19 protein-coding genes are annotated in these 22,026 nt (G+C 65.7%); 16 read left to right on the top strand and 3 right to left on the bottom strand.

Features of this window, described 5'->3' with window-relative positions:
• The first annotated feature begins 12 nt into the window (after positions 1-12).
• The 9 genes from ABW18_RS06750 (at position 13) to ileS (ending at position 10,926) form a co-directional block, all read left to right on the top strand.
• Entirely contained in the window at positions 13-678 is a 666-nt protein-coding gene (locus tag ABW18_RS06750) for a cell division protein FtsQ/DivIB (RefSeq protein ID WP_200903222.1), read from the top strand.
• A gap of 432 nt (positions 679-1,110) precedes the next feature.
• Positions 1,111-2,283 (top strand): cell division protein FtsZ, encoded by a 1,173-nt coding sequence (ftsZ, locus tag ABW18_RS06745; protein WP_049698232.1) that lies wholly within the window; start codon positions 1,111-1,113, stop codon positions 2,281-2,283.
• 5 nt (positions 2,284-2,288) lie between these two features.
• The gene (gene pgeF, locus ABW18_RS06740) at positions 2,289-3,026 is read left to right on the top strand and encodes a peptidoglycan editing factor PgeF (protein WP_235434301.1); all 738 of its coding nucleotides are present in this window, start codon (positions 2,289-2,291) and stop codon (positions 3,024-3,026) included.
• A complete protein-coding gene (locus tag ABW18_RS06735; protein ID WP_049698231.1) occupies positions 3,026-3,769 on the top strand; it encodes a YggS family pyridoxal phosphate-dependent enzyme in 744 nt (247 codons plus the stop codon). Before pgeF ends, ABW18_RS06735 begins: the two co-directional genes overlap by 1 nt.
• Positions 3,770-3,863: 94 nt before the next feature.
• Complete coding sequence (locus ABW18_RS06730; RefSeq protein WP_049698230.1) at positions 3,864-4,583, top strand: cell division protein SepF; 720 nt, start codon at positions 3,864-3,866, stop codon at positions 4,581-4,583.
• A 135-nt stretch (positions 4,584-4,718) separates the two neighbouring features.
• Positions 4,719-5,045, top strand: coding sequence for a YggT family protein (locus tag ABW18_RS06725; RefSeq protein WP_049698229.1), 327 nt, complete (start codon positions 4,719-4,721; stop codon positions 5,043-5,045).
• Positions 5,046-5,401: 356 nt separating this feature from the next.
• Positions 5,402-6,253, top strand: coding sequence for a DivIVA-like cell division protein Wag31 (gene wag31 / locus ABW18_RS06720; protein WP_049698575.1), 852 nt, complete (start codon positions 5,402-5,404; stop codon positions 6,251-6,253).
• Positions 6,254-6,285: 32 nt separating this feature from the next.
• Positions 6,286-7,275, top strand: coding sequence for a hypothetical protein (locus ABW18_RS06715; protein ID WP_049698228.1), 990 nt, complete (start codon positions 6,286-6,288; stop codon positions 7,273-7,275).
• A 462-nt stretch (positions 7,276-7,737) separates the two neighbouring features.
• A complete protein-coding gene (ileS, locus tag ABW18_RS06710) occupies positions 7,738-10,926 on the top strand; it encodes an isoleucine--tRNA ligase (RefSeq protein WP_049698574.1) in 3,189 nt (1,062 codons plus the stop codon).
• A gap of 23 nt (positions 10,927-10,949) precedes the next feature.
• On the opposite strand, the gene ABW18_RS06705 is transcribed toward ileS, so the two are convergent.
• On the bottom strand, positions 10,950-11,666 hold the full coding sequence (locus ABW18_RS06705) for a TetR/AcrR family transcriptional regulator (RefSeq protein WP_083444344.1): 717 nt from the start codon (positions 11,664-11,666) through the stop codon (positions 10,950-10,952).
• Positions 11,667-11,782: 116 nt separating this feature from the next.
• On the opposite strand from ABW18_RS06705, the gene ABW18_RS06700 reads away from it, so the two are divergent.
• A complete protein-coding gene (locus tag ABW18_RS06700; RefSeq protein ID WP_049698226.1) occupies positions 11,783-12,244 on the top strand; it encodes a nitroreductase/quinone reductase family protein in 462 nt (153 codons plus the stop codon).
• Between the two features lie 95 nt (positions 12,245-12,339).
• Entirely contained in the window at positions 12,340-13,800 is a 1,461-nt protein-coding gene (locus tag ABW18_RS06695) for a DNA polymerase IV (protein WP_235434327.1), read from the top strand.
• 18 nt (positions 13,801-13,818) lie between these two features.
• Here ABW18_RS06695 and ABW18_RS06690 read toward each other — a convergent pair whose 3' ends face one another.
• Entirely contained in the window at positions 13,819-14,769 is a 951-nt protein-coding gene (locus ABW18_RS06690; protein WP_049698225.1) for an asparaginase, read from the bottom strand.
• A gap of 23 nt (positions 14,770-14,792) precedes the next feature.
• Between ABW18_RS06690 and ABW18_RS23360 the strand changes: the two genes are divergently transcribed.
• Both ABW18_RS23360 and ABW18_RS06685 read left to right on the top strand, forming a co-directional pair.
• Entirely contained in the window at positions 14,793-14,927 is a 135-nt protein-coding gene (locus ABW18_RS23360) for a hypothetical protein (RefSeq protein WP_268760660.1), read from the top strand.
• A gap of 116 nt (positions 14,928-15,043) precedes the next feature.
• The gene (locus tag ABW18_RS06685; protein WP_049698224.1) at positions 15,044-15,580 is read left to right on the top strand and encodes a WKL family lipoprotein; all 537 of its coding nucleotides are present in this window, start codon (positions 15,044-15,046) and stop codon (positions 15,578-15,580) included.
• A 107-nt stretch (positions 15,581-15,687) separates the two neighbouring features.
• Here ABW18_RS06685 and ABW18_RS06680 read toward each other — a convergent pair whose 3' ends face one another.
• Positions 15,688-16,677: a hypothetical protein gene (locus ABW18_RS06680; protein WP_197494585.1), complete on the bottom strand. Its 990-nt coding sequence runs from the start codon at positions 16,675-16,677 to the stop codon at positions 15,688-15,690.
• Between the two features lie 39 nt (positions 16,678-16,716).
• Between ABW18_RS06680 and lspA the strand changes: the two genes are divergently transcribed.
• The 3 genes from lspA (at position 16,717) to dnaE (ending at position 22,014) form a co-directional block, all read left to right on the top strand.
• Positions 16,717-17,325 (top strand): signal peptidase II, encoded by a 609-nt coding sequence (gene lspA, locus ABW18_RS06675; RefSeq protein WP_049698223.1) that lies wholly within the window; start codon positions 16,717-16,719, stop codon positions 17,323-17,325.
• Complete coding sequence (locus tag ABW18_RS06670) at positions 17,318-18,244, top strand: RluA family pseudouridine synthase (protein WP_049698222.1); 927 nt, start codon at positions 17,318-17,320, stop codon at positions 18,242-18,244. Before lspA ends, ABW18_RS06670 begins: the two co-directional genes overlap by 8 nt.
• 224 nt (positions 18,245-18,468) lie before the next feature.
• Entirely contained in the window at positions 18,469-22,014 is a 3,546-nt protein-coding gene (gene dnaE / locus ABW18_RS06665) for a DNA polymerase III subunit alpha (RefSeq protein ID WP_082938074.1), read from the top strand.
• The last annotated feature ends 12 nt before the right edge of the window (positions 22,015-22,026 follow it).

The following is a 22,026-nucleotide window of genomic DNA, read 5'->3' as shown; positions in this document are numbered from 1 at the left end:
CGAGGAGCGCGCATGCTGCTCGGGGTCGCGGCCGTCGTGATCGTCGTCGTCGGACTCGTTCTCGTCGCGTTCTTCACACCGCTGATGTCGGTGCGCACTACCACCGTCGAGGGTGCCAAGGGAGTGCAGACAGGCGAGATACTCCATGCGGCCGACGTCGCGTCGGGGACGCCCCTGCTGCGGGTCGACACCCGTGTCGTCGCCCAGCGGATAGCGGCGATCCCGTCGATCGAGTCCGCGCGGGTACAGCGTGAGTACCCGTCGTCGCTGCTGATAACGGTTGTCGAGCGGCAGCCGACCGCCAGGGTCGTCGACGGCGACAAGGTGCACATCCTCGACCGCACCGGCGTCTCGTACCTGACCTACGCCACCAGGGGACTGCCCGGCGAGTACGCCGCGCTTCCGGTGTTCACCACGCCCAACCCCGGACCATCGGATCCGACGACCGTCGCAGCCATGAAGGCAACCGCGGGACTACCCGACGACATCTCGGAGCAGGTGACGGCGATCGACGCCTCCTCACCCGTAGACATCGAGTTCACGCTCAAGGGCAACCGCAAGGTCGTCTGGGGCGATTCCGCCAGAGGCGACGAGAAGGCGCGGACCCTCGGATACCTGCTGCCGCGCAAGGCCTCCGAGTACAACGTGTCGAGCCCGGACTTCCCGGCTGTGAAGTAGCGCAGGCCGAGCCTTCTGCGTCGGCTTCGCCGCCGCGGCCCCTCCGCTGCTTGAGCCGATCCCGCGTTGATCGAGCCGATTCCGCGCCGATCGAGCCCATCCCTCGCTGATCGAGCCGATCCCGCGCTGATCGAGCCGGCCCCTCGCTGATCGAGCCGGTCTCTCGCCGATCGGGCCGATCCGTCGCTGCTTGAGCCCATCCGTCGCTGATCGAGCCCATCCCTCGCTGATCGAGCTTGTCGAGATCACCCCACCCACCCGACCGAGTCCCACCCGCGAGCGAGCCGCGCCAAAAAACACAGCGACACGCCGCGCCGCCTGCTGGCTCCAGGGGCAACGGGTGCATAGCGTTCTCGACAACAGACCACTTGACATAACTCTAAATCTATGGTTCAGGTTTAGGGTTTTGGATCGATAAGGAAGGCGAGCGCCATGACGCCACCGCACAACTACCTGGCCGTGATCAAGGTCGTCGGCATCGGCGGCGGCGGCGTGAACGCCGTCAACCGAATGATCGAGCAGGGCCTCAAAGGCGTTGAATTCATCGCCATCAACACCGACGCGCAAGCGCTGTTGATGAGCGATGCCGACGTCAAGCTCGACGTCGGCCGTGATTCGACGCGCGGTCTCGGAGCAGGCGCCGACCCCGAGGTCGGCCGCCGCGCCGCCGAGGACGCCCGCGACGAGATCGAAGAGCTTCTCAAGGGCGCCGACATGGTGTTCGTGACCGCGGGAGAGGGCGGCGGCACCGGCACCGGCGGTGCGCCGGTCGTCGCGTCGATCGCACGCAAGCTGGGTGCGCTGACCGTCGGCGTCGTGACGCGTCCGTTCGGCTTCGAGGGCAAGCGTCGCGGGGGACAGGCCGAGGCCGGCATCACCGCACTGCGTGAGTCCTGCGACACGCTCATCGTCATCCCCAACGACCGACTCCTGCAGTTGGGCGACGCCCAGGTCAGCCTCATGGACGCGTTCCGTAGCGCCGACGAGGTGCTGCTCAACGGCGTGCAGGGCATCACGGATCTGATCACGACGCCCGGCCTGATCAACGTCGACTTCGCCGACGTCAAGGGCGTCATGAGTGACGCGGGTTCGGCGCTCATGGGCATCGGGTCGTCGCGCGGCGAGGAGCGTGCGCGCAAGGCCGCCGAGGCAGCGATCAACTCGCCGCTGCTCGAGTCGTCGATGGAGGGTGCGCGCGGTGTGCTGATGTCTATCGCCGGTGGCAGCGACCTGGGTCTGTTCGAGATCCACAACGCCGCGACGCAGGTCCAGGAGGCCGCACACGAGGACGCCAACATCATCTTCGGCACGGTCATCGACGACAACCTCGGCGACGAGGTGCGCGTCACGGTCATCGCCGCGGGATTCGACGGCGGTACCCCGCGCAAGCGCACCGACGCCCCCTCGGCCGTCGGCAAGACGGCTGTCGGAGCGGGCCAGGCAGGCACCGTGAACCCCGCGGAGAAGAGCGACCCGCTCTTCGGGCAGATGCCGCAGGAGGGCGCTGGTGACCCGTTCGCCGATCGCCCGGCCTCGCCGCCCCGCCGCAACAGCGTCACGCTCGACGATGATGACGTCGACGTGCCGTCGTTCATGAAGCGCTGACGAACGTGAGCGTGCCGATCACGCCCCGGGTGCGTCGTGTGGTGACCACCCGGGACGGTGGTGTGTCGCAACCGCCGTACGACACGTTCAATCTGGGCGACCACGTCGGCGACGACCCGAATGCCGTCGCCGCGAACAGGACTCGGCTCGCGTCGCAGCTGGGTCTCGCCGACGACCGCGTTGTCTGGATGGAACAGATCCACAGTCGCAACGTGACTGTGGTCGACGCCCCGGTCGGCCACGCAGTCGAGGCAACCGACGCGCTCGTGACGACGACGCCGGGCCTGGCGCTCGCGGTACTCAGCGCCGACTGCGTGCCGGTACTGCTGAGCGACGACGAGGCGGGTGTGATCGCCGGGGTGCATGCCGGACGTGTCGGAGCGCGCATCGGGATCGTCCCGGAAACGCTGCGCGTCATGATCTCGTTGGGTGCGCGCCCCGAGCGGATCGGCGCATTTCTCGGCCCTGCCGCATGTGGCCGCCAATACGAGGTCCCCGCTGCGATGCAGCGCGACGTCGAAGAGCATCTTCCGGGCAGTGCCTGCCTGACAGACAAGCGCACCCCCGGGCTGGATCTGCGTGCCGGCCTGCGTCGGCAACTGCTCGCGCTGGGTGTGGCAGCGGTGGCAGAGGACCCGCGGTGCACGATCGAGGACGCGCACCTCTTCAGCCACCGACGCGGTGCGCCCACGGGCAGGCTCGCATCCGTCATCTGGATCGACCCGAGCCCGGAGTCGTCGTGATGACTGCACCCGAAGAGCGCACAGCTCAACTGGCGCAGTCGCTGTCGGCTGTGCGTACACGTCTCGACGCCGCGGTCGACGCCGCTGGACGACGACGAGGTGACGTCGAGCTACTCGTCGTCACAAAGTTCTTCCCTGCGGCTGATGTCGCGCGATTGATCACGTTGGGCGAGAAGGGTTTCGGCGAGTCGCGGGAACCCGAGGCGAGTCGCAAGATCGACGAACTGCGCGCAGAAGCGGGCGGCGACCTCGGCGACGTCGCATTCGACATGATCGGTTCGGTCCAGACCAAGAAGGCGCGCACCGTCGCCAGGTGGGCGCGCGCGGTGCACTCGGTCGACCGCGACAAGCTCATCGATCACCTGGCGACAGCGAGCCGGTCCGCACTCGACGACGGTGAGCGGAGCACGCCGCTCGGCATCTATCTGCAACTGAGCCTCGACGCTGACCCGACCAGGGGTGGTGCGCTCGAGGACGAGCTTCCCGAGCTGGCTGACAGGGTCGAGGCAAGCGATTCGCTGGCACTGCGCGGGCTGATGGTCGTTGCACCGCTCGACGGCGATGTCGACGAGTGGATGGCGCGAACCGCGCAGGCGCATGAACGGTTTCGGACCAGATTCCCGCAGGCGACCGGGTTGTCGGCGGGTATGTCGTCCGATCTCGAAAGTGCCGTCGCACATGGATCGACATGCGTGCGTGTCGGTACCGCAATCATGGGTCCGCGCCCGTTAATCTCTCACTAGTCACATTGGTCACATGCGAACCAACGAGAACAAACTCCACACTGACAACACTCGCGAACCCGCCGCGGGTGTCGGATGACCAGAGAGGCCTCACATGACCACGATGCAGAAGTTCAAGGCATATTTCGGCATGGTGCCTCCGAGCGAGTACGAGGACGACTACTTCGACGAGCCCGGACCGGGTCCCGTGCGGTCGGCGTCGCGTGAGCGCGCGTATCGCGACGACTACTACGGCGAGGCGCCGCTGCGTGACGGCTACGGCGATTCCTACGCCGACCCCGGGTATCGCGACGCTGTAGACGCGGGCTACGACGAGCGACGCTTCGGCCCGGGCTTCGATTCGGCACCCGGCTACGAGCAGGGGTACCAGGGCGACTACACCTACGCGGGTCCGCGCCACTCCGAGCCCGCCGAGCGGCCCCGCCCGGTGTCGCGCCTCGAGCCGCTCCAGCGGTCGAGTGCGGCACCGCACCGATCGGCCGCGGTTGCGGCCTCTGCGAGTCCTGACCTCGAGCAGGTATTCGCCGACGGTCCGCTCCACAAGATCACGACGCTGCGCCCCGCCGACTACAGCGAAGCGCGCACGATCGGCGAGCGGTTCCGTGACGGAAATCCGGTCATCATGGATCTCGTCGACATGAGCAACGACGACGCGAAGCGCCTTGTCGACTTCGCAGCAGGCCTCGCGTTCGCACTGCGTGGCTCGTTCGACAAAGTCGCCACGAAGGTGTTTCTCCTCTCACCGGCTGACATCGACGTCTCAGCGGAGGATCGCAAGAAGATCGCCGCGACGGGCTTCTACAACCACGGCTGACACCGGCTTATTCGGCGGGCGAATCGCAACACGGTTCGCCCGCCGAAGCTCGGTTGGCCTCCACCTCTGCTCGCGCGCACCAGGTCAGCGGTACCTGGCGTGCAGCGTGCCCGACATATCAGGCACTCTTGACTCGTGGCGATTCTGTTCGAAGTCCTCTACTACGTGCTGTTCATCTACTGGCTGCTGCTGCTTGCGCGCCTCGTCATCGAATTGGTGCGCACCTTCGCGCGTGAATGGCGGCCGACGGGTATCGCAGTTGTGATCATCGAGGCGGTATTCACGGTCACCGACCCGCCGATCAAGGCGCTCCGACGCGTCCTGCCGCCGATCCCGCTCGGGCCCGTCCGACTCGACCTGTCGCTGATGATCGTGATGATTGTCGTCCTCATCCTGATGTCGGTCATGCGAGGCCTCGCCAACAGTGCCGCATCGGATGCTCTCGCCAGCGGACTCATCTGAGATTTCCGATCACTCGTGTGACCTGCGATCACTCGTCGTCAGGCCGGTGTGACGGTGCTCCCGGCGTGTCGTCTGATCGGCCGTTGCGCGTGGTCTCGGTGCCGCGACACGATCGAATGTTCTACCGTTGAGTGTCATCATCGAGTGACTGTTGAGTTGCAGGACGGCATCGAACGTATGCGACAAGCGGTTCAGATGTGACAGGATGAGACGCCAGTTACGGATTTTGACTGGTATGAATATTGAGTGACAGTCTGTACACATAGGCTGTGACTTGCCCGCCCAACTGAAGACCAAGCTCGAACGACACCAGCTCGAGACGACCCAACGCTCTAACGACAATGAGGGGAACCGACATGCGGCTGACACCAGCTGATGTGCACAACGTCGCGTTCAGCAAACCGCCGATCGGTAAGCGCGGCTACAACGAGGACGAAGTCGATCAGTTCCTTGACTTTGTCGAAGCAGAGCTCGCTCGTCTGATCGAGGAGAACGGCGACCTCAAACAACGTGTCGAAGAGCTCGAGGGTGAGCTCGCCGACGCAAAGGCAGGCAGCGGCGACGCAACGCCTTCCACGTCGACCGCTCAGTCGACCGCCGACGATTCCACACAGGTTTTCGCCGCGGCGCCCACCGAGGTGCAGACTCCGCAGCAGCCGGTCGCTGCTGCCGCACCTGCGCCGCTGGCCAACGACGACTCCAACGTTCGCGCGGCTCGCGTTCTCGCGCTCGCGCAGGACACCGCCGACCGTCTGACCGGATCTGCACGCCAAGAGGCCGATACGCTTCTCGCGGATGCGCGTTCGCGTGCCGACACCATGGTCTCCGAGGCCCAGACGAAGTCCGACGCCCTGCTGTCCGACGCTCGTCAGCGGTCGGAGGCCATCCTCGCCGATTCGCAGACCCGGTCGGAAGCTCAGCTCCGCCAGGCACAGGAGCGGTCCGAGGCGTTGCAGAGCGATGCCGAGCGCAAGCACAGCGAAATCATGGGCACCATCAACCAGCAGCGTGGCGTTCTCGAGGGTCGCATCGAACAGCTCAAGACGTTCGAGCGCGAGTACCGGACCCGCCTCAAGACCTACCTCGAATCCCAGCTCGAAGAGCTGCAGCAGCGCGGCAGTGCGGCGCCGGTCGAGAGTGGTCGTCCCGATCAGTCCTTCTCGTCGGACCCGGGTAACGGCGGCTTCAGCAGCTACTCGCAGAGCTGATCGGCCTTCGGCGGAGTCATTAGGCAGATGACGTGCTGAGTCTGGCGCTCGCGGCCACCCTGGTGGGGTTTGTGCTGCTCATCGTCGGGTTGATCACCGGAACGGTGTGGCTCGCGGTGGCATGCATCGTTGTCTGTCTGATCGGTCTGGGATTCCTGATCGTCGACATCATCGGCTCCGGCCGAAAAGATGATCGGGACCCGGGCGATGATCAGGTCGACGAGGAACCCGACACTCGGGGGCGTCGCAGCGACGCTGTCGCTGAGAGCGACCGCTCCGAAAGCGACGTCTTCGACGCTGGCGCTGCCCGACGCGATTCCCCTCCGCAGTCGTCGTGGCAGGGCGTGATTCAACCCGGCGGGCGGTCGGGTCCACGCTCCGACGTCACATCGAATCCGGAATCAGGCCCCGACGCATCTGGTGCGGTTGCCCCCGATGCCGATGCACGCAGCGCTGATTCGCCAAGCGCCGGTTCATCAAGTGCAGACACGCGCGGCACGGATGCACCCCCCTCAGAGGCAAAGTCTGTGCCGTCCTCGCGAGAGGGCAATTACGACGACTATCTGCGTGCCGTCGGGGGCGATCCCGCAACCGGCGGATTCCGCCGACCACCGGCGGCCGGCGAGCAGGCACCGCCGCAGTCCGGCGAGCAGGCAGGACCGCCGCAGTTTCGCTCGGAGCAGCGCCCGCCGGCGCAGGGCTACAGGCAGCAGCCCCCTCAGGGTCCATCCGCTCAGGGCTACCCGCCGCAACCGTATTCGCAGCGCCCGTATCCTCAGGGTCCGTATCCTCAGCGCCCGTATCCGCAGGGCGACGAACCACAGCGCCAGCCGGGCGCTGACCAGCGTTCCGGAACGGCGCCTCGACAGTCAGATCGCGAGCAGCCGCGCGGGATACAGCAACCGCCGTCCGACGACGGAAAGCCGTCGGATCGGCCGTGGGAACAGCCCGAGCGTGAGCAGGGGAGCGGAACCGCGCGTTTCGATCCGCTCGATCCCAACTGGCGTCCTCCGCTCGACTGATCCGGAACGACCCACCCCGAGTGACCCCTGCGGCGTCGATTGCGGGCGGTCAACAGTCGATTCGTGGCCGGGTTGCCTCGGTCGCTACACTGAAAGCGCATTGATCCGGCCATCACCGGGGAGCACCCGGAAGAACGGATTCTCGTCACGCATCGCGTGAGTCGGTGAGCGTCCCAGTAGAACCGGGCGGGAGTGGCCCGTCATAGCCGCAGGCCAATTCGGTTGGCAGTGTTGGAGCACTCTGGGTGTGTGAACATCCCGGCGTTGTTCGCCTGCCTATCCGAGATGGCCATGAGCGGCATCGGAGTAATCCGGTGCAAGCGGGGTGGTACCGCGCACACGTCGTGCGTCCCCGTGCCAAGAGCACATGCACACGTCCGGTGAGGACGTGCGAGCCAGGCACGAGGAGTCAGCGTGAGCGAGCAGTCAGAATCGGCAACACGTGTGTACCCGGTCGTCGACATGACCGGCGGCGTACGTAGTGGTGCGCCTTCATTCCCCGACGTCGAGCTCAACGTGCTCGACTACTGGAAGAACGACGACACGTTCGCCGCATCCATCGCCAACAGAGCCGACGCCCCCGAGTTCGTCTTCTACGACGGGCCGCCGTTCGCCAACGGCCTGCCCCACTACGGTCACCTGCTGACCGGTTACGTGAAGGATCTGGTACCGAGGTACCAGACGATGCGCGGCAAGAAGGTCGAGCGTCGATTCGGCTGGGACACACATGGTCTGCCCGCAGAGCTCGAAGCCGAACGTCAACTCGGAATCACCGACAAGTCGGAGATCGAGAAGATGGGCGTCGAGAAGTTCAACGACTTCTGCCGCGACTCTGTGCTTCGTTACACCGGAGAGTGGCGTGACTACGTCACCCGCCAGGCTCGCTGGGTCGACTTCGACAACGACTACAAGACCCTCGACATCGACTTCATGGAGTCGGTGATGTGGGCATTCAGGCGGCTCTGGGACAAGGGACTCATCTATCAGGGATACCGTGTGCTGCCGTACTCCTGGTACGAGCAGACACCGTTGAGCAACCAGGAATCCAAGCTCGACGACGCCTACCGCATGCGCCAAGACCCCGCTCTCACGGTCAGCATGCCGCTTGTCATCGACTCCGACGGTCCATTGTCGGCGTTGGACGGGGTCAACGCGCTGATCTGGACGACGACACCCTGGACATTGCCGTCGAACCTCGCGATCGCCGTCAACCCCGATGTCTCCTACGTGCATGTGCGCGCGGCGGACGGTCGTGAGTATCTGCTTGCCGAGCCTTTGCTCGGCAGCTACGCCAAGGAGATCGTCGACCCGGAGGTGCTGGGCACGTATCAGGGCAGCGACCTGGAGGGTTTGGCCTACACACCGCCGTTCGACTTCTTCGTCGGGCATCCCAACGCGCACCGCGTCTTGCTCGGTGATTACGTCACCACCGACAGCGGCACCGGAATCGTCCATCTCGCACCGGCTTTCGGTGAGGAGGACATGGAGCTCTCGACCGCCAACGGCATCGAGGTCGTGCAACCACTCGACGCCGGTGGCCGATTCACCTCGCAGGTGCCGCCGTATGAGGGCCTCATGGTGTTCGACGCCAACGCTCCGATCATCAAGGACCTCAAGGCCGGCGGGTCACACGTTCTCGCTGCGTCGGACGGGCACGAGGGGCGCGTTGTCCGGCACGAGACCATCGAACACTCCTACCCGCACTCGTGGCGGTCGGGAAAGCCGTTGATCTACATGGCCGTTCCGTCGTGGTTCGTCGCGGTCGACCCGATCAAGGACCGCATGATCGAGCTGAACAAGCAGATCACCTGGTCGCCGGCACACATCCGCGACGGCCAGTTCGGCAAGTGGCTCGAGGGTGCACGCGACTGGAACATCAGTCGTAATCGCTACTGGGGCGCGCCGATCCCGGTGTGGGTCTCCGACGACCCGGAGTACCCGCGCACCGACGTCTACGGCTCGCTCGATGAGCTCGAGCGCGACTTCGGCGTGCGCCCGAACAACTTGCACCGCCCCTACATCGACGATCTGACGCGGCCCAATCCCGATGACCCGACCGGAAATTCGACGATGCGTCGCGTTCCCGAGGTCCTCGACTGCTGGTTCGAGTCGGGCTCGATGCCGTACGCCCAGGTGCACTATCCGTTCGAGAACTCGGAATGGTTCGACGGGGCGAGTGACGGTTCGGAGCCTGCGCACAATCCGGGCGACTTCATCGTCGAGTACAACGGTCAGACCCGTGGATGGTTCTACAACCTGCACGTGCTCGCGACTGCGCTCTTCGATCGTCCGGCATTCAGAACCGTTGCGGCGCACGGCATCGTGCTCGGCGACGACGGCCAGAAGATGTCGAAGTCCAAGCGCAACTATCCCGACGTCAACGAGGTGTTCGACCGCGATGGCAGCGATGCGATGCGGTGGTTCCTGATGGCGTCGCCGATCCTGCGTGGCGGCAATCTCGTGGTGACGGAGAAGGGAATCCGCGAGGGCGTGCGTCAGGCGCTGCTCCCGTTGTGGAATGCCTACAGCTTCCTGCAGCTCTACGCCGACCGGCCCGCCACGTGGCGCACCGACTCGTCGAACGTGCTCGACCGGTACATCCTGGCGAAGCTCGCCGTCACGCGCGACGCCATGACCGAGGCCCTCGACGTCTACGACGTCTCCGGGGCGTGTGATGCGTTCCGCGAGTTCGTCGAGTCGCTCACCAATTGGTATGTGCGCCGTTCGCGGGCACGTTTCTGGGCGGGCCAGGATGAGGACCCGGAGGCTTTCGACACCCTGTACACGGTGCTGGAGGTTGCGAGTCGCCTTGCGGCACCGCTGCTTCCGCTGGCGACCGAAGCCATCTGGCGTGGGCTGACCGGTGAGCGGTCGGTGCACCTGACCGACTGGCCGACGAGTGACGAACTGCCTGGCGACCCCGACCTCGTTGCGGCGATGGACGACGTGCAAGCGGTGTGCTCGACGGCGTCGAGCGTGCGCAAGGCCAACAAGCTCCGTGTGCGACTGCCGTTGCCGCAGTTGACCGTCGCGTCGCCCAACGCCGATCGCCTCGCGCCCTACACCGATCTGATCGCCGATGAAATGAACGTCAAGTCCGTGGAATTGTCCACTGACGCAGATCAATACGGTCATTACGAGCTCGCGGTCAATGCGCGCGCCGCAGGACCACGCCTCGGCAAGGATGTGCAGCGCGTCATCAAGGCGGTCAAGGCGGGGAACTGGAGCGTGCGGACCGCCGACGACGGTAGCGAGATCGTGTCGGCCGACGGCATCGACCTCGAACCGGGCGAGTACAGCAGGAAACTCGTTGCGGAGGAACCGGATTCGACGGCCGAACTCCCCGGTGGGGGCGGACTCGTCGTCCTCGATACGAACGTCACCGAAGACCTCGAGTCGGAGGGTTGGGCGAAGGATCGCGTGCGTGAACTCCAGGAGGCACGTCGCAATCTCGGGCTCGACGTGTCGGATCGCATCGAGGTGCGCTTCGTGGTGCCCGAGCAGCGACTCGAATGGGCTCGACGCCACGCCTACATGATTGCCGGTGAGGTGCTCGCGACGTCGTTCGTCGTCGAATCGGCAGACGACTCGGCTGCGGGTGCGATCGAACTCGGCGACGGGGTGACGGCAGACGTCAACAAGGCGGGCTGAGCAGCAGTTCGTCGGTGCGGCAGTCAGTCGTCGAACAGCAGCGACAGGACGGCGTCGACCTGCGTGGTGAACAACGCGTCAGGATGTGTGAAGGTGTCGGCGCCGTACTGTCCGAAGACGTCGAGGCTGATCCCGCCGATGATGGTCGCCCAGAGGGTTGTCGCCGCGGCGACGACCTCTGCGGGCATGTCGACGCCGAACTCGTCGAGGATCTGTCGCATGTCGGCGGCGACCTCCGGCGAGATCGGCGGCAGCTGCGCACGCACGTCACCGTCCCGGTGCGCGGCCGCCAGCTCGACGACGAGTCGACCGACCACGCGCGTTCCGGGAAGCGTCGTACGCTCGGCCGGTGCCGAGTACCCGGGCACCGGACTGCCGTACAGCAGCGCCCACCGCGCGGGGTCGGCGACTGCCCACGCGCGCATCGCAATGGCCATGCGCCGCAAGCGCTTCCGCGATCCGCTGGCCCCGTCTGTGCGGTCAGCGTCATTGTCAGCGTCAGCGGCGGCGTCGACGGTGTCGGCGAGGTCGTTGTAGCCCTCCACCAGAAGTAGGGTCAACAGCTCGTCGCGGCTGGGAACGTACCGGTAGACCGCGGAGGAAACGACGCCGAGGTCGCGAGCGATCGCCCGTAGTGACAGCCCGGCAGCGCCCTGCGTGCGCAGGTGTTCGCGGCCAAGCCGCATGATCTCGGCCTCCATCGCCGCGCGATTGTCGGCCCGTGTCTTTCCCGTTCCCATGCCGACAGTCTGCCAGATCAGAGAGCGGTGCTCTTGCATTTCCTCGACTCAGGGCGCACACTCGATTATCGAGAGCGGTGCTCTCAGTTCATCTGCGACGTAGAGGAGTAGCCGCCATGCACTCAACGCAACACCACGTCACGCCCGGCCGCTCGGACCGCGTCTTCAATTCCGTCGTTCGCTGGCTCGCCGACCGCGGGGTCAACCTCGCCGGTGCGCAGACGCTGACCATCGTCGGACGAAAATCTGGTGCACCACAGAGGATTCCGGTGAATCCCATTGCGTTCGACGGTCGCGAGTACCTCGTGGCGGTACGCGGCAACACCCAGTGGGTCCGCAATGCCCGAGCCGCGCGGACCGCGCACCTGCGTCGTGGCCGCAACGATAGAACGGTGACGCTCGCCGAGGTCGACGTCGCCGATCGCGGTCCGATCATCCGCGCATATCTGAAGCGCTGGGGGTGGGAGGTCGGCCGATTCCTGCCCGACGGCATGACGACCGACCCATCCGACGAACAACTGCACACACACGCGGCGTCGATCCCGGTCTTCGCCGTCGGCAGGGCGACTACCGGGTAAGTCCCTGAAGAAGCCCCGATCGACCTGCTTAGTCTTGATGTGTGTCAGCAGTGTCCGGTTCGCCCGCAGACGGGGAACGCAGCACCCGGTGGGTGATGCACTTGGACATGGACGCCTTCTTCGCCTCGGTGGAGCAGCTGACGAGGCCGACGCTCGCCGGTCGCCCCGTGCTCGTCGGTGGGACAGGGGGCCGCGGTGTCGTCGCGGGCGCCAGCTACGCCGCACGCCGATTCGGAGCGCACTCGGCCATGCCGATGCACCAGGCCCGACGCCTCGTCGGAGCGTCGGCGGTGGTGCTTCCACCACGCGGCTCGGTGTATCGCGTGGTGAGCAGCAGGATCTTCGGCATCGTGCGTGAAGCGGTGCCGGTCATCGAGATGTTGTCATTCGACGAGGCATTCGGAGAGCCCGTCGACCTCGTCGGTGCCACCGCGGCCGACGCCGAGGCCTTCGCGCAGGAGATCCGTGCCCGCATCTTCGAGGGCGTGGGGTTGGCCGCCTCCGTCGGTGTCGGCAGCGGCAAGCAGATCGCGAAGATCGCCTCGGGAATGGCCAAACCCGATGGGGTCATGGTCATTCCGCCGAGCAGACAACTCGACTTCCTCCACGCACTACCGGTCCGCAAACTCTGGGGAATCGGGCCCGTCTCCGGAGAACGGTTAGCGCGCCTCGGTATTGACACGATCGGCGACCTCGCCGCGATGTCCGACATCGAGGTCGCCTCGGTACTCGGTTCCAGCGTCGGACCCGCACTGCACATGCTCGCGCGCGGACACGACGACCGGCCCGTCACCGAACGCGCCGCGGCCAAACAGATCAGCGCCGAATCGACCTTCGCACGCGACATCGTCGACCTTGCCGGCCTGCGACCCGCGATCGACAAGTCGGCGGCGGACGCGCATCGTCGACTCCTCTCCGACGGACGCGGTGCGCGCACCGTCGTGCTGAAACTCAAGCGATCGGACATGTCGATCCTGACCCGGTCGTCGACGCTGCCCGCCGCGACGACCGATCTCGACACCCTCACATCGATGGCCCGTCGCCTTGCCCTCGATCCGCAAGAGGTCGGCCCCATTCGCCTTGTCGGGGTGGGCTTCTCAGGTCTGTCGGCCGTCGAGCAGTACGCACTGTTCGGCGACGGTGATATCGCACCGACAGCCGACCTCGCGCCGATCACCGACGCAGATCTCGAAGCGCCAGATCTTGAAGCCCCAGATCGTGAAGGCGCCATCGCCATCGACACGGTTCCACCCTCGGACGGCTTCGAAACCACCCACTCCGCCGTCTCCGACAGCGGCGCTGGATCTGCTGTCTCCGGCAGCGGTGCTGAATCTGATGTCTCCGACAGCGGAAGCTGGGCGACGACCGGCGTCGACGTGGTGCACCCCGAGTTCGGGCACGGCTGGGTGCAGGGGGGCGGGCACGGCGTGGTGACCGTGCGATTCGAAACGCGGGCAACAGGACCCGGCATCGCGCGCACATTCTCAGCCGACGATGACGCGTTGCGACGCGGTGACCCACTCGACAGTCTCGCGTGGCCCGATGTACCGCGCTGAGCCCTCAGGCCACGACAGTCAGGCGGCAGGTTCGGAACGGCGGAAGAAGTCGGCGACGTCGTCGGCGTCGTGCCCGGTGGACAGCAGCGCGATCAGCGCCATGCGTGCCTGTGGCGCGCGCAACCAGCGGGACACCACCGCGCCTGCGCGTTCGAGGTCGACAGCTCCACCGCCGCCGCCATAGGTCGCGACGACAGGGCCGTAGGGAACGCGTGTCGTGACGACGACGGCGACCCCCGCGCGTCGTGCGGCGACGACCTCGGCGGTGATGTCGGGATGGGTGTTGCCCGAACCCGTCGCCGCGAGCACGATTCCCGACGCACGCTGCGCGACGGCTGCGGCGATGATTCCCGCGGCGACGCCGGGATATAACGCGTAGGTATCCACGCGGGCCAGGCGTTCGGGCAGCGCGTCGACGACGAGGGGGCGTGGAAGCGCGGCGTGCACGGTGTCGAAGGCCTCGGTCGCTGTGGTCGAGACCTTGAACGCTCCCCGAACCGGCAGCACGCGTCCGCCCAAAGCAAGCACGACGCCTCGTCCATGACTATCCGGATCGGCTGCCACCTCGATGGCCGCCGCGATGTTCGCGGGCCCGTCGGCCTCTGGGGTGTCGGCGGGGTACTGCGCACCGGTGAACACGATGGGGCGGGGGTCGTCGGAGACGAGGTCGGCCAGAAATGCCGTCTCTTCCATCGTGTCGGTGCCGTGGGTGACGACGACCCCGGTCACGTCGGGATCGGCAAGCGTGGCTGTGACAGCCCGCACCACCTGCGCCTGCTGAGTCACCGTGATCGCTGAGCTGTCCACCGACATGAGGTCGTTGGTCTCGATGACGGGAGTGACCGCCGAGGGCGTCGTTGCCTGGGCAAGCAGTTCGGACGCGCTCAAGACCGGCACCGCCCCGTCCGCGCTCTGGCGAGCTGCGACCGTTCCGCCCGTGGTGATCAGCGCGATTCGGGGTTGCGTCATGCCAGACAGCGTCCCTGGAACCGATGTCGGCCGTCAACCGTTTCACCCGTCGGCACTGCTCGTACGACGCCGCAATGCTCATCGAGATCGCGACAACTGGCGATCTCGGCGGGTACGCGTCGTGGGGTGGAGTCGATGTGTTTGGCATAGTGGTGTGAGTTTGTGGCCACGGGGGTGGATATGGCGACCGTTGTGACGGTCGCCGTGAACCGCGTACGACTCGCGAATCACCGCCGAACACGATCATCGCCGACGTTGAATGTGAGGAAGATCCTTGAAGTTCCCTAAGTTCGTAGGTGCCGCCATCATGGCTGCCGCAGTCGCCACGTCCCTCGCGGCGTGCAGCAGCAGCGACGATTCCGACGACGTCCCCACGGTCGCCACGACGACCAGTGCCGCAGCCACCTCTGAGGCAGGCGCGTCGGGTGCCGACGCCGGGGTCACCAATCCGAACGTCCGCCCGAGCGTCGCGACACTGAACGCGATGCTGGACAAGGCTCTCGATCCGAACGTGCCGAACTCGGAGAAGACCGAACTCGTGCAGGGTTCCGAGAAGGATCCGCAGCTCTTCGACAAGCTCGTCAAGGCACGCGAGGACAACAAGGACGTCACCTACCAGATCTTCCCGCCGGTGATCCCGGCCGGACCGAACAAGGCCACGGTGAAGGTTCAGGTGAAGCTCCCCGACAACCCGCCGACCAAGCTCGACGCCCAGATCGTGTACGCGGACGGACGTTGGAAGCTCGCGAGCGACTCGGTGTGCCCGATCCTGTCCGGCAACAACATCAAGAGCGCCATGTGCACCCAGTGATTCAAGTGCACGCCTGGATTCAAGTGCACGCCTGAGCGCGCGCTTGCACCACAACGAGAGCCCCTGTCCCGCGCGGGACAGGGGCTCTCGTGTGTGTGAGGAGCTCTTTACTTCCAGGTGTAGGAGAAGCCGATCTTCTGGAGCAGCGGGTTGGCAGGGTCGGCTCCGACCAGTTCGCGCGCGCCTGTGTATGTGCCGGAGCCGCTGAGCGGCAGACCGCGGGTCACGTCGGAGACCAGGGTCCCCGAGCCGGTGTAGGAGTAGCGGGAGATGGTCAGCGTGGTGTCGGAGCCGGGAATCGCATACACCGAGTTGACCGGTGATTCCTCGGTGGTGAAGTCGATGGTCACGCGGTTGCCGTCCCACGCCTTGAGCGTCGCGGTGATCGTCTGGGTGAGTGTGGTCGCAGCCGTGATGGTCCGCTCGGTTCGCCACGTCGCACCCACACCGATCGGCTCTGTGGGCAGGGGAATCGAGTTCTGGAACGCCTGAACCAGCGACTGCTCGATCGCGCTCCTCGCTTCCGAACCCGAATCCTTCGTGGGGATCAGTCGTAATGAGACAGGCGCCGCGCCGGGTCCGAGCGCTACGCCCGCCTTGGCGTCCCTGGCCGCTTTCAGTTGGTCGTTCAACGTGGGGTCGGGAGAGGTCGACGCGCCGAGTGTCATCTCGAGATCTGTGTTGTCGGTGCAGTGGAACGTCGCGGTGATCGGGATGTCGACGGTCTGCTCGGTCGTGCCGTCGGCCGCTGTGACAGACGACGTCGTCGACAACGTTGAATGCTGTGGCGTCGAACGGTCGGGCGCGCCGCCGACCACCCGTTGTGGTTGATTGCCCGTGGATGTGACGGTCACCGCTGCGGGAGGGATGGGGATCAGATTGGCGTCGCGTTGACCGGAGGTCGAGGTGGTCGTGCAGCCCGATGGGGCTCCCGGCGACTGCCCCGACTCGGCATCGGAACCCGAGTCGGTGCCGCATGCCGACACCAGGAGCCCGCACGCCAGTGCTGCTGCGGTCGACCCGAGCGTGACCCGGCGGCGAACCGAGCGGCGTCGAGGGGGTGGTTCTTCGGCAGTTCGACGGGTCGGATCGGACACGCCAGTCAGCGTATTGCACGTGTCAGGGATGATGGTGGGGTGGATGACCGACCCGACCAGACGCACAACCTCTCCGACGCCGAGGACACCAGCGAGAACGACCGTGGCGGAATGCTGCGCAGCTCGACCTCGGTACTGGCTTGGCTCGCGGGCATCGCCCTGACGGTGATCGCGCTCGACGTGCTCACCAAGTCGCTGGTCGTCGCGCTGCTCGACCCGCAGCGACCGGTGCACATCATCGGTGATGCGGTCACGCTTCGGCTCGTGCGAAACAGCGGCGCGGCATTCTCCATGGCATCCGGCTATACCTGGATATTGACGCTGATCGCGCTCGCTGTCGTGGTGGTCATCATCCGGTTCAGCCGCAGACTCCGCTCGGGGTGGTGGGTCCTCGGCCTCGGTCTGGTCCTCGGCGGTGCCATCGGCAACCTGATCGATCGCATCTTCCGTGACCCCGCACCGCTGCGCGGGCACGTCGTCGACTTCATCTCGGTCGGCTGGTGGCCCGTGTTCAACGTCGCCGATTCCTCGGTTGTCTGCGGTGCCGTGCTGCTCGTCGTGCTGTCGCTGCTCGGATACGACTACGACGGCTCGCGCTCCGGCTTCGCCGCTCGGCGCGCCGAGAAGGTCGAGGCCGAGAATGCGTGAATCGCGTGCCATGCCGGTTCCCGACGGGATCGCGGGCATGCGCCTCGATGCCGGGGTGTCCCGCATCCTCGGCTTGTCGCGGACCGTCGTGGCCAATCTCGCCGACGCGGGCGATGTGACCGTCGACGGCGTCGCAGTCGGCAAGTCGCACAAGCTCGCGGCCGGAAGTTGGCTCGACGTGTTGCTTCCCGAGCCGGACGAGCCGCTGCGAGTAGAGCCGACACCTGTCGAAGACCTGTCGGTGATCTACCACGACTCCGACATCATCGTCGTCGACAAGCCCGTCGGCGTGGCGGCCCATCCGTCGCTGGGGTGGAGCGGGCCAACCGTCGTCGGCGCGTTGGACGCCGCGGGTTTCCGGATCTCGACCTCCGGCGCGGCCGAACGGCAGGGCATCGTGTCGCGCCTCGACGTCGGCACGTCGGGGTTGATGGTGGTCGCGGCGTCGGAGCACGGATACACGTTGCTCAAGCGCGCGTTCCGCGACCGCGAGGTCGACAAGGGCTACCACGCGCTGGTGCAGGGTCACCTCGATCCGCCGACCGGGACCATCGACGCGGCGATCGGACGTCATCGGGGAGCCGACTGGAAGTTCGCGGTCACCGCGAACGGCAAGCCGAGCATCACCCACTACGACACGCTCGAGATGTTCGCCGCGGCGTCGCTCCTCGACATCCACCTCGAAACGGGACGGACGCACCAGATTCGCGTGCACTTTTCCGCGCTGCACCACCCGTGCTGCGGTGACCTGACCTACGGAGCCGACCCTGTGTTGGCGGCGCGACTCGGGCTCGAGCGCCAGTGGCTGCATGCTCGTTCGCTCGGGTTCGCCCACCCTGCCGACGGGCGTTGGGTGGAGTTCGTCAGCCCCTATCCGGCCGACCTTCAGCACGCTCTGGACGTCCTGCGCGAGACCTGAGTTCGTCGCCCGCGCCGACACGCCGCGGGCGACACTCCGGGATCCTCGCCTCATCTGTCACAGCCTGGCGCGGCATGTTCGTGAGTGTCAGAGGCGAGTCCTACAGTGGTTGGGATCGACCAGTGGCTGGGCTCGACCTGAGATTGGTATCGATCACGCACATAGCAAGACACGACATTCAGCGACGTTCCGTTCGGAACGTTCCTTCGAGGTGAGAGGCATCCGTGGCCGGTTCGTTTGTCCACCTGCACAACCACACCGAGTATTCGATGCTCGACGGTGCAGCAAAGGTGTCGCCCCTGTTCGCGGAGGCCAAACGCCTGGGCATGACCGCGATCGGGATGACCGACCACGGCAACATGTTCGGTGCGAGTGAGTTCTACAACACCGCGATCAAGAACGAGATCAAGCCGATCATCGGCATCGAGGCGTACATCGCACCGGAGTCGCGTTTCAACACCAAACGCATCCAGTGGGGTACGCGCGATCAGAAGGGCGACGACGTCTCGGGTTCGGGTGCCTACACCCACATGACGATGGTCGCCGAGAACGCGACCGGTCTGCGTAACCTGTTCAAGCTGTCGTCGCTGGCGTCCATCGAGGGCCAGCTCGGCAAGTGGGCCCGAATGGATGCCGACCTCATCACCGAACACGCCGAGGGAATCATCGCCACCACAGGGTGCCCGTCCGGCGAGGTCCAGACCCGTCTCCGCCTCGGTCATGACCGCGAAGCCCTCGAAGCCGCCGCCAAATGGCAGGAGATCTTCGGTAAGGAGAACTTCTACCTCGAGCTGATGGAACACGGACTCGAGATCGAACGCCGGGTCCGCGACGGCCTGCTCGACATCGGCCGCAAACTCGGCATCAAGCCGATCGTCACCAACGACTGCCACTACGTCACCAAAGACCACGCCGCGAGCCACGAGGCGCTGCTGTGTGTGCAGACCGGTAAGACCCTGACCGACCCGACGCGATTCAAGTTCGACGGTGACGGCTACTACCTGAAGTCCGCCGACGAGATGCGAGCCCAGTGGGACTCGGTCATCCCGGGGGCCTGTGACAACACCCTCGAGATCGGCGAGCGGGTGCAGTCCTACGCCGACGTCTTCACCCACCGCGACCGTATGCCGATCTTCCCGGTCCCCGACGGCGAATCGCAGCAGACGTGGCTGCGCAAAGAGGTCGCCAACGGTCTCGCCGAGCGTCGTTTCCCCGGCGTCGAGGTGCCGGAGGACTACCTGCGTCGCGCCAACTACGAACTCGACGTCATCATCCAGATGGGTTTCCCCGCCTACTTCCTCGTGGTCGGCGACCTCATCCGGCACGCCCACGAGGTGGGTATCCGCGTCGGCCCCGGCCGTGGTTCCGCGGCGGGCTCGCTGGTCGCGTGGGCGCTCGGGATCACCAACATCGACCCGATCCCGCACGGACTGCTGTTCGAGCGATTCCTCAACCCCGAGCGTGTGTCGATGCCCGATATCGATATCGACTTCGACGACCGTCGGCGCGGCGAGATGGTTCGCTACGCCACCGACCGGTGGGGCAGCGACAAGGTCGCCCAGGTCATCACATTCGGAACGATCAAGACCAAGGCTGCGATCAAGGACTCCGCGCGAGTTCAGTTCGGCCAGCCCGGCTTTGCCATCGCCGACCGCATCACCAAGGCGTTGCCGCCGCCGATCATGGCCAAGGACATCCCGGTGTGGGGTATCACGAACCCCGAACATGAGCGGTTCGGTGAGGCCACAGAGGTTCGCACCCTCATCGAGACCGATCCCGACGTCAAGAAGATCTACGACACCGCGATCGGCCTCGAAGGTCTGATCCGTAACGCGGGCGTTCACGCGTGTGCGGTGATCATGTCGTCCGAACCGCTGACCGACGCGATTCCGGTGTGGAAGCGCGCACAGGACGGCGCGATCATCACCGGCTGGGACTACCCGTCGTGTGAGGCCATCGGTCTGTTGAAGATGGACTTCCTCGGACTGCGCAACCTGACGGTCATCGGCGACGCGCTCGAGAACATCAAGCTCAACCGTGGCATCGATCTCGACCTCGACACCCTGCCGCTCGAAGACACCAAGACCTACGAGCTGCTCGCCAAGGGCGACACCCTCGGTGTGTTCCAGCTCGACGGCGCGGCGATGCGCGAACTGCTGAAGATGATGCAGCCCACCGGCTTCGAGGACATCGTCGCCGTGCTCGCGCTGTATCGCCCGGGACCCATGGGCGTGAACGCGCACACCGACTACGCCAAGCGTAAAAATGGGCTGCAGCAGATCAAGCCGATCCATCCCGAGCTCGAAGAGCCGCTCAAGGAAATTCTGGCCGAGACCTACGGTCTGATCGTCTACCAAGAGCAGATCATGCAGATCGCTCAGAAGGTGGCGGGCTACTCGCTCGGCCAAGCAGACCTGCTGCGCCGCGCGATGGGTAAGAAGAAAAAGGAGATCCTCGACGAGGCCTACGACGGCTTCGCAGAGGGGATGCGCAACAACGGCTTCTCCCAGGCCGCCATCACCGCCCTGTGGGACACGGTGTTGCCCTTCGCCGGCTACGCGTTCAACAAGTCGCACGCGGCGGGCTACGGTCTGGTCTCCTTCTGGACCGCCTACCTCAAGGCGAACTACCCGGCCGAATACATGGCCGGGCTGCTCACCTCCGTCGGCGACGACAAAGACAAAGCAGCCATCTATCTCGCCGACTGCCGCAAGCTGGGCATCACGGTGCTCCCGCCGGACGTCAACGAGTCGCAGCACAACTTCGCCGCAGTCGGAACCGACATCCGCTTCGGCCTCGCCGCGATCCGCAACGTCGGGTCAGGTGTCGTGTCGTCGATCCTCGCCGCGCGCGATGAGAAGGGGAAGTTCACCAGTTTCTCCGACTACCTCAACAAGATCGATGTCACGGCGTGCAACAAGAAGGTCACCGAGTCGTTGGTGAAGGCGGGCGCATTCGATTCGCTCGACCATCCCCGTAAGGGCCTGTTCCTGATCCATGTCGAGGCGGTCGAGTCGGTCATCGGCACCAAAAAAGCCGAAGCGATCGGACAGTTCGACCTCTTCGGCGACGCAGGCGGCGGTGCCGACGACACCATGGCCGAGGTGTTCGCGGTCAAGGTGCCCGACCAGGAGTGGGATTCCAAACACAAGCTCGCACTCGAACGAGAGATGCTGGGGCTCTACGTGTCCGGGCATCCGCTCAGCGGCGTCGAGCACGCGATCGCGGCCCAGACCGACACCTCGATCACGCAGTTGCTCGAGGGCAACATCTCCGACGGCGCGCAGATCACCATCGGTGGCATCATCTCGTCGGTGACCCGCAGGGTGAACAAGAAGGGCGAGCCGTGGGCGGCCGTCACGCTCGAGGACATGGTCGGTGGCGTCGAGGTCTACTTCTTCCCGCGCGCGTTCCAGACGTACGGGATGGACATCGTCGCCGACAACATCGTGTTGGTGAAGGCGCGCGTCAACATGCGCGACGACTCGATGATGATCAGCGCCAACGACCTCGCCGTTCCCGATCTCAATGCCGCGGGGGCCACCAAACCGGTCGCACTGACACTTGCGGCTCGCGCCTGCACACCTGACCGCGTGCAGGCACTCAAGCAGGTGCTCACCCGACATCCGGGCCCGGCCGACGTGCACGTCACGCTGGTCAGCGACGAGCGGTCGACGGTGCTGAAGCTGACCGAGTCGTTGCGCGTCACGCCCAGTTCGGCGTTGATGGGCGACCTGAAGGCGCTACTCGGGCCGACCTGCCTGGGCTGAGCAACGCGGGTA

The organism is Gordonia jacobaea (assembly GCF_001186365.1).
GTDB classification, from domain to species: Bacteria; Actinomycetota; Actinomycetes; order Mycobacteriales; family Mycobacteriaceae; genus Gordonia; species Gordonia jacobaea.
Note: the sequence above shows the minus strand (reverse complement) of the source record. Positions and strands in the feature narration are given on the sequence as shown.

Excerpts from the sequence above, each read along its gene's own strand:
- ABW18_RS06750 (WP_200903222.1), top strand. The coding sequence starts at position 13 with ATGCTGCTCGGGGTCGCGGCCGTCGTGATCGTCGTCGTCGGACTCGTT.
- ftsZ (WP_049698232.1), top strand. The coding sequence starts at position 1,111 with ATGACGCCACCGCACAACTACCTGGCCGTGATCAAGGTCGTCGGCATC.
- ABW18_RS06735 (WP_049698231.1), top strand. The coding sequence starts at position 3,026 with ATGACTGCACCCGAAGAGCGCACAGCTCAACTGGCGCAGTCGCTGTCG.
- ABW18_RS06730 (WP_049698230.1), top strand. The coding sequence starts at position 3,864 with ATGACCACGATGCAGAAGTTCAAGGCATATTTCGGCATGGTGCCTCCG.
- wag31 (WP_049698575.1), top strand. The coding sequence starts at position 5,402 with ATGCGGCTGACACCAGCTGATGTGCACAACGTCGCGTTCAGCAAACCG.
- ileS (WP_049698574.1), top strand. The coding sequence starts at position 7,738 with ATGACCGGCGGCGTACGTAGTGGTGCGCCTTCATTCCCCGACGTCGAG.
- ABW18_RS06705 (WP_083444344.1), bottom strand. The coding sequence starts at position 11,666 with ATGGGAACGGGAAAGACACGGGCCGACAATCGCGCGGCGATGGAGGCC.
- ABW18_RS06700 (WP_049698226.1), top strand. The coding sequence starts at position 11,783 with ATGCACTCAACGCAACACCACGTCACGCCCGGCCGCTCGGACCGCGTC.
- ABW18_RS06695 (WP_235434327.1), top strand. The coding sequence starts at position 12,340 with ATGCACTTGGACATGGACGCCTTCTTCGCCTCGGTGGAGCAGCTGACG.
- ABW18_RS06690 (WP_049698225.1), bottom strand. The coding sequence starts at position 14,769 with ATGACGCAACCCCGAATCGCGCTGATCACCACGGGCGGAACGGTCGCA.
- ABW18_RS23360 (WP_268760660.1), top strand. The coding sequence starts at position 14,793 with ATGTCGGCCGTCAACCGTTTCACCCGTCGGCACTGCTCGTACGACGCC.
- ABW18_RS06670 (WP_049698222.1), top strand. The coding sequence starts at position 17,318 with ATGCGTGAATCGCGTGCCATGCCGGTTCCCGACGGGATCGCGGGCATG.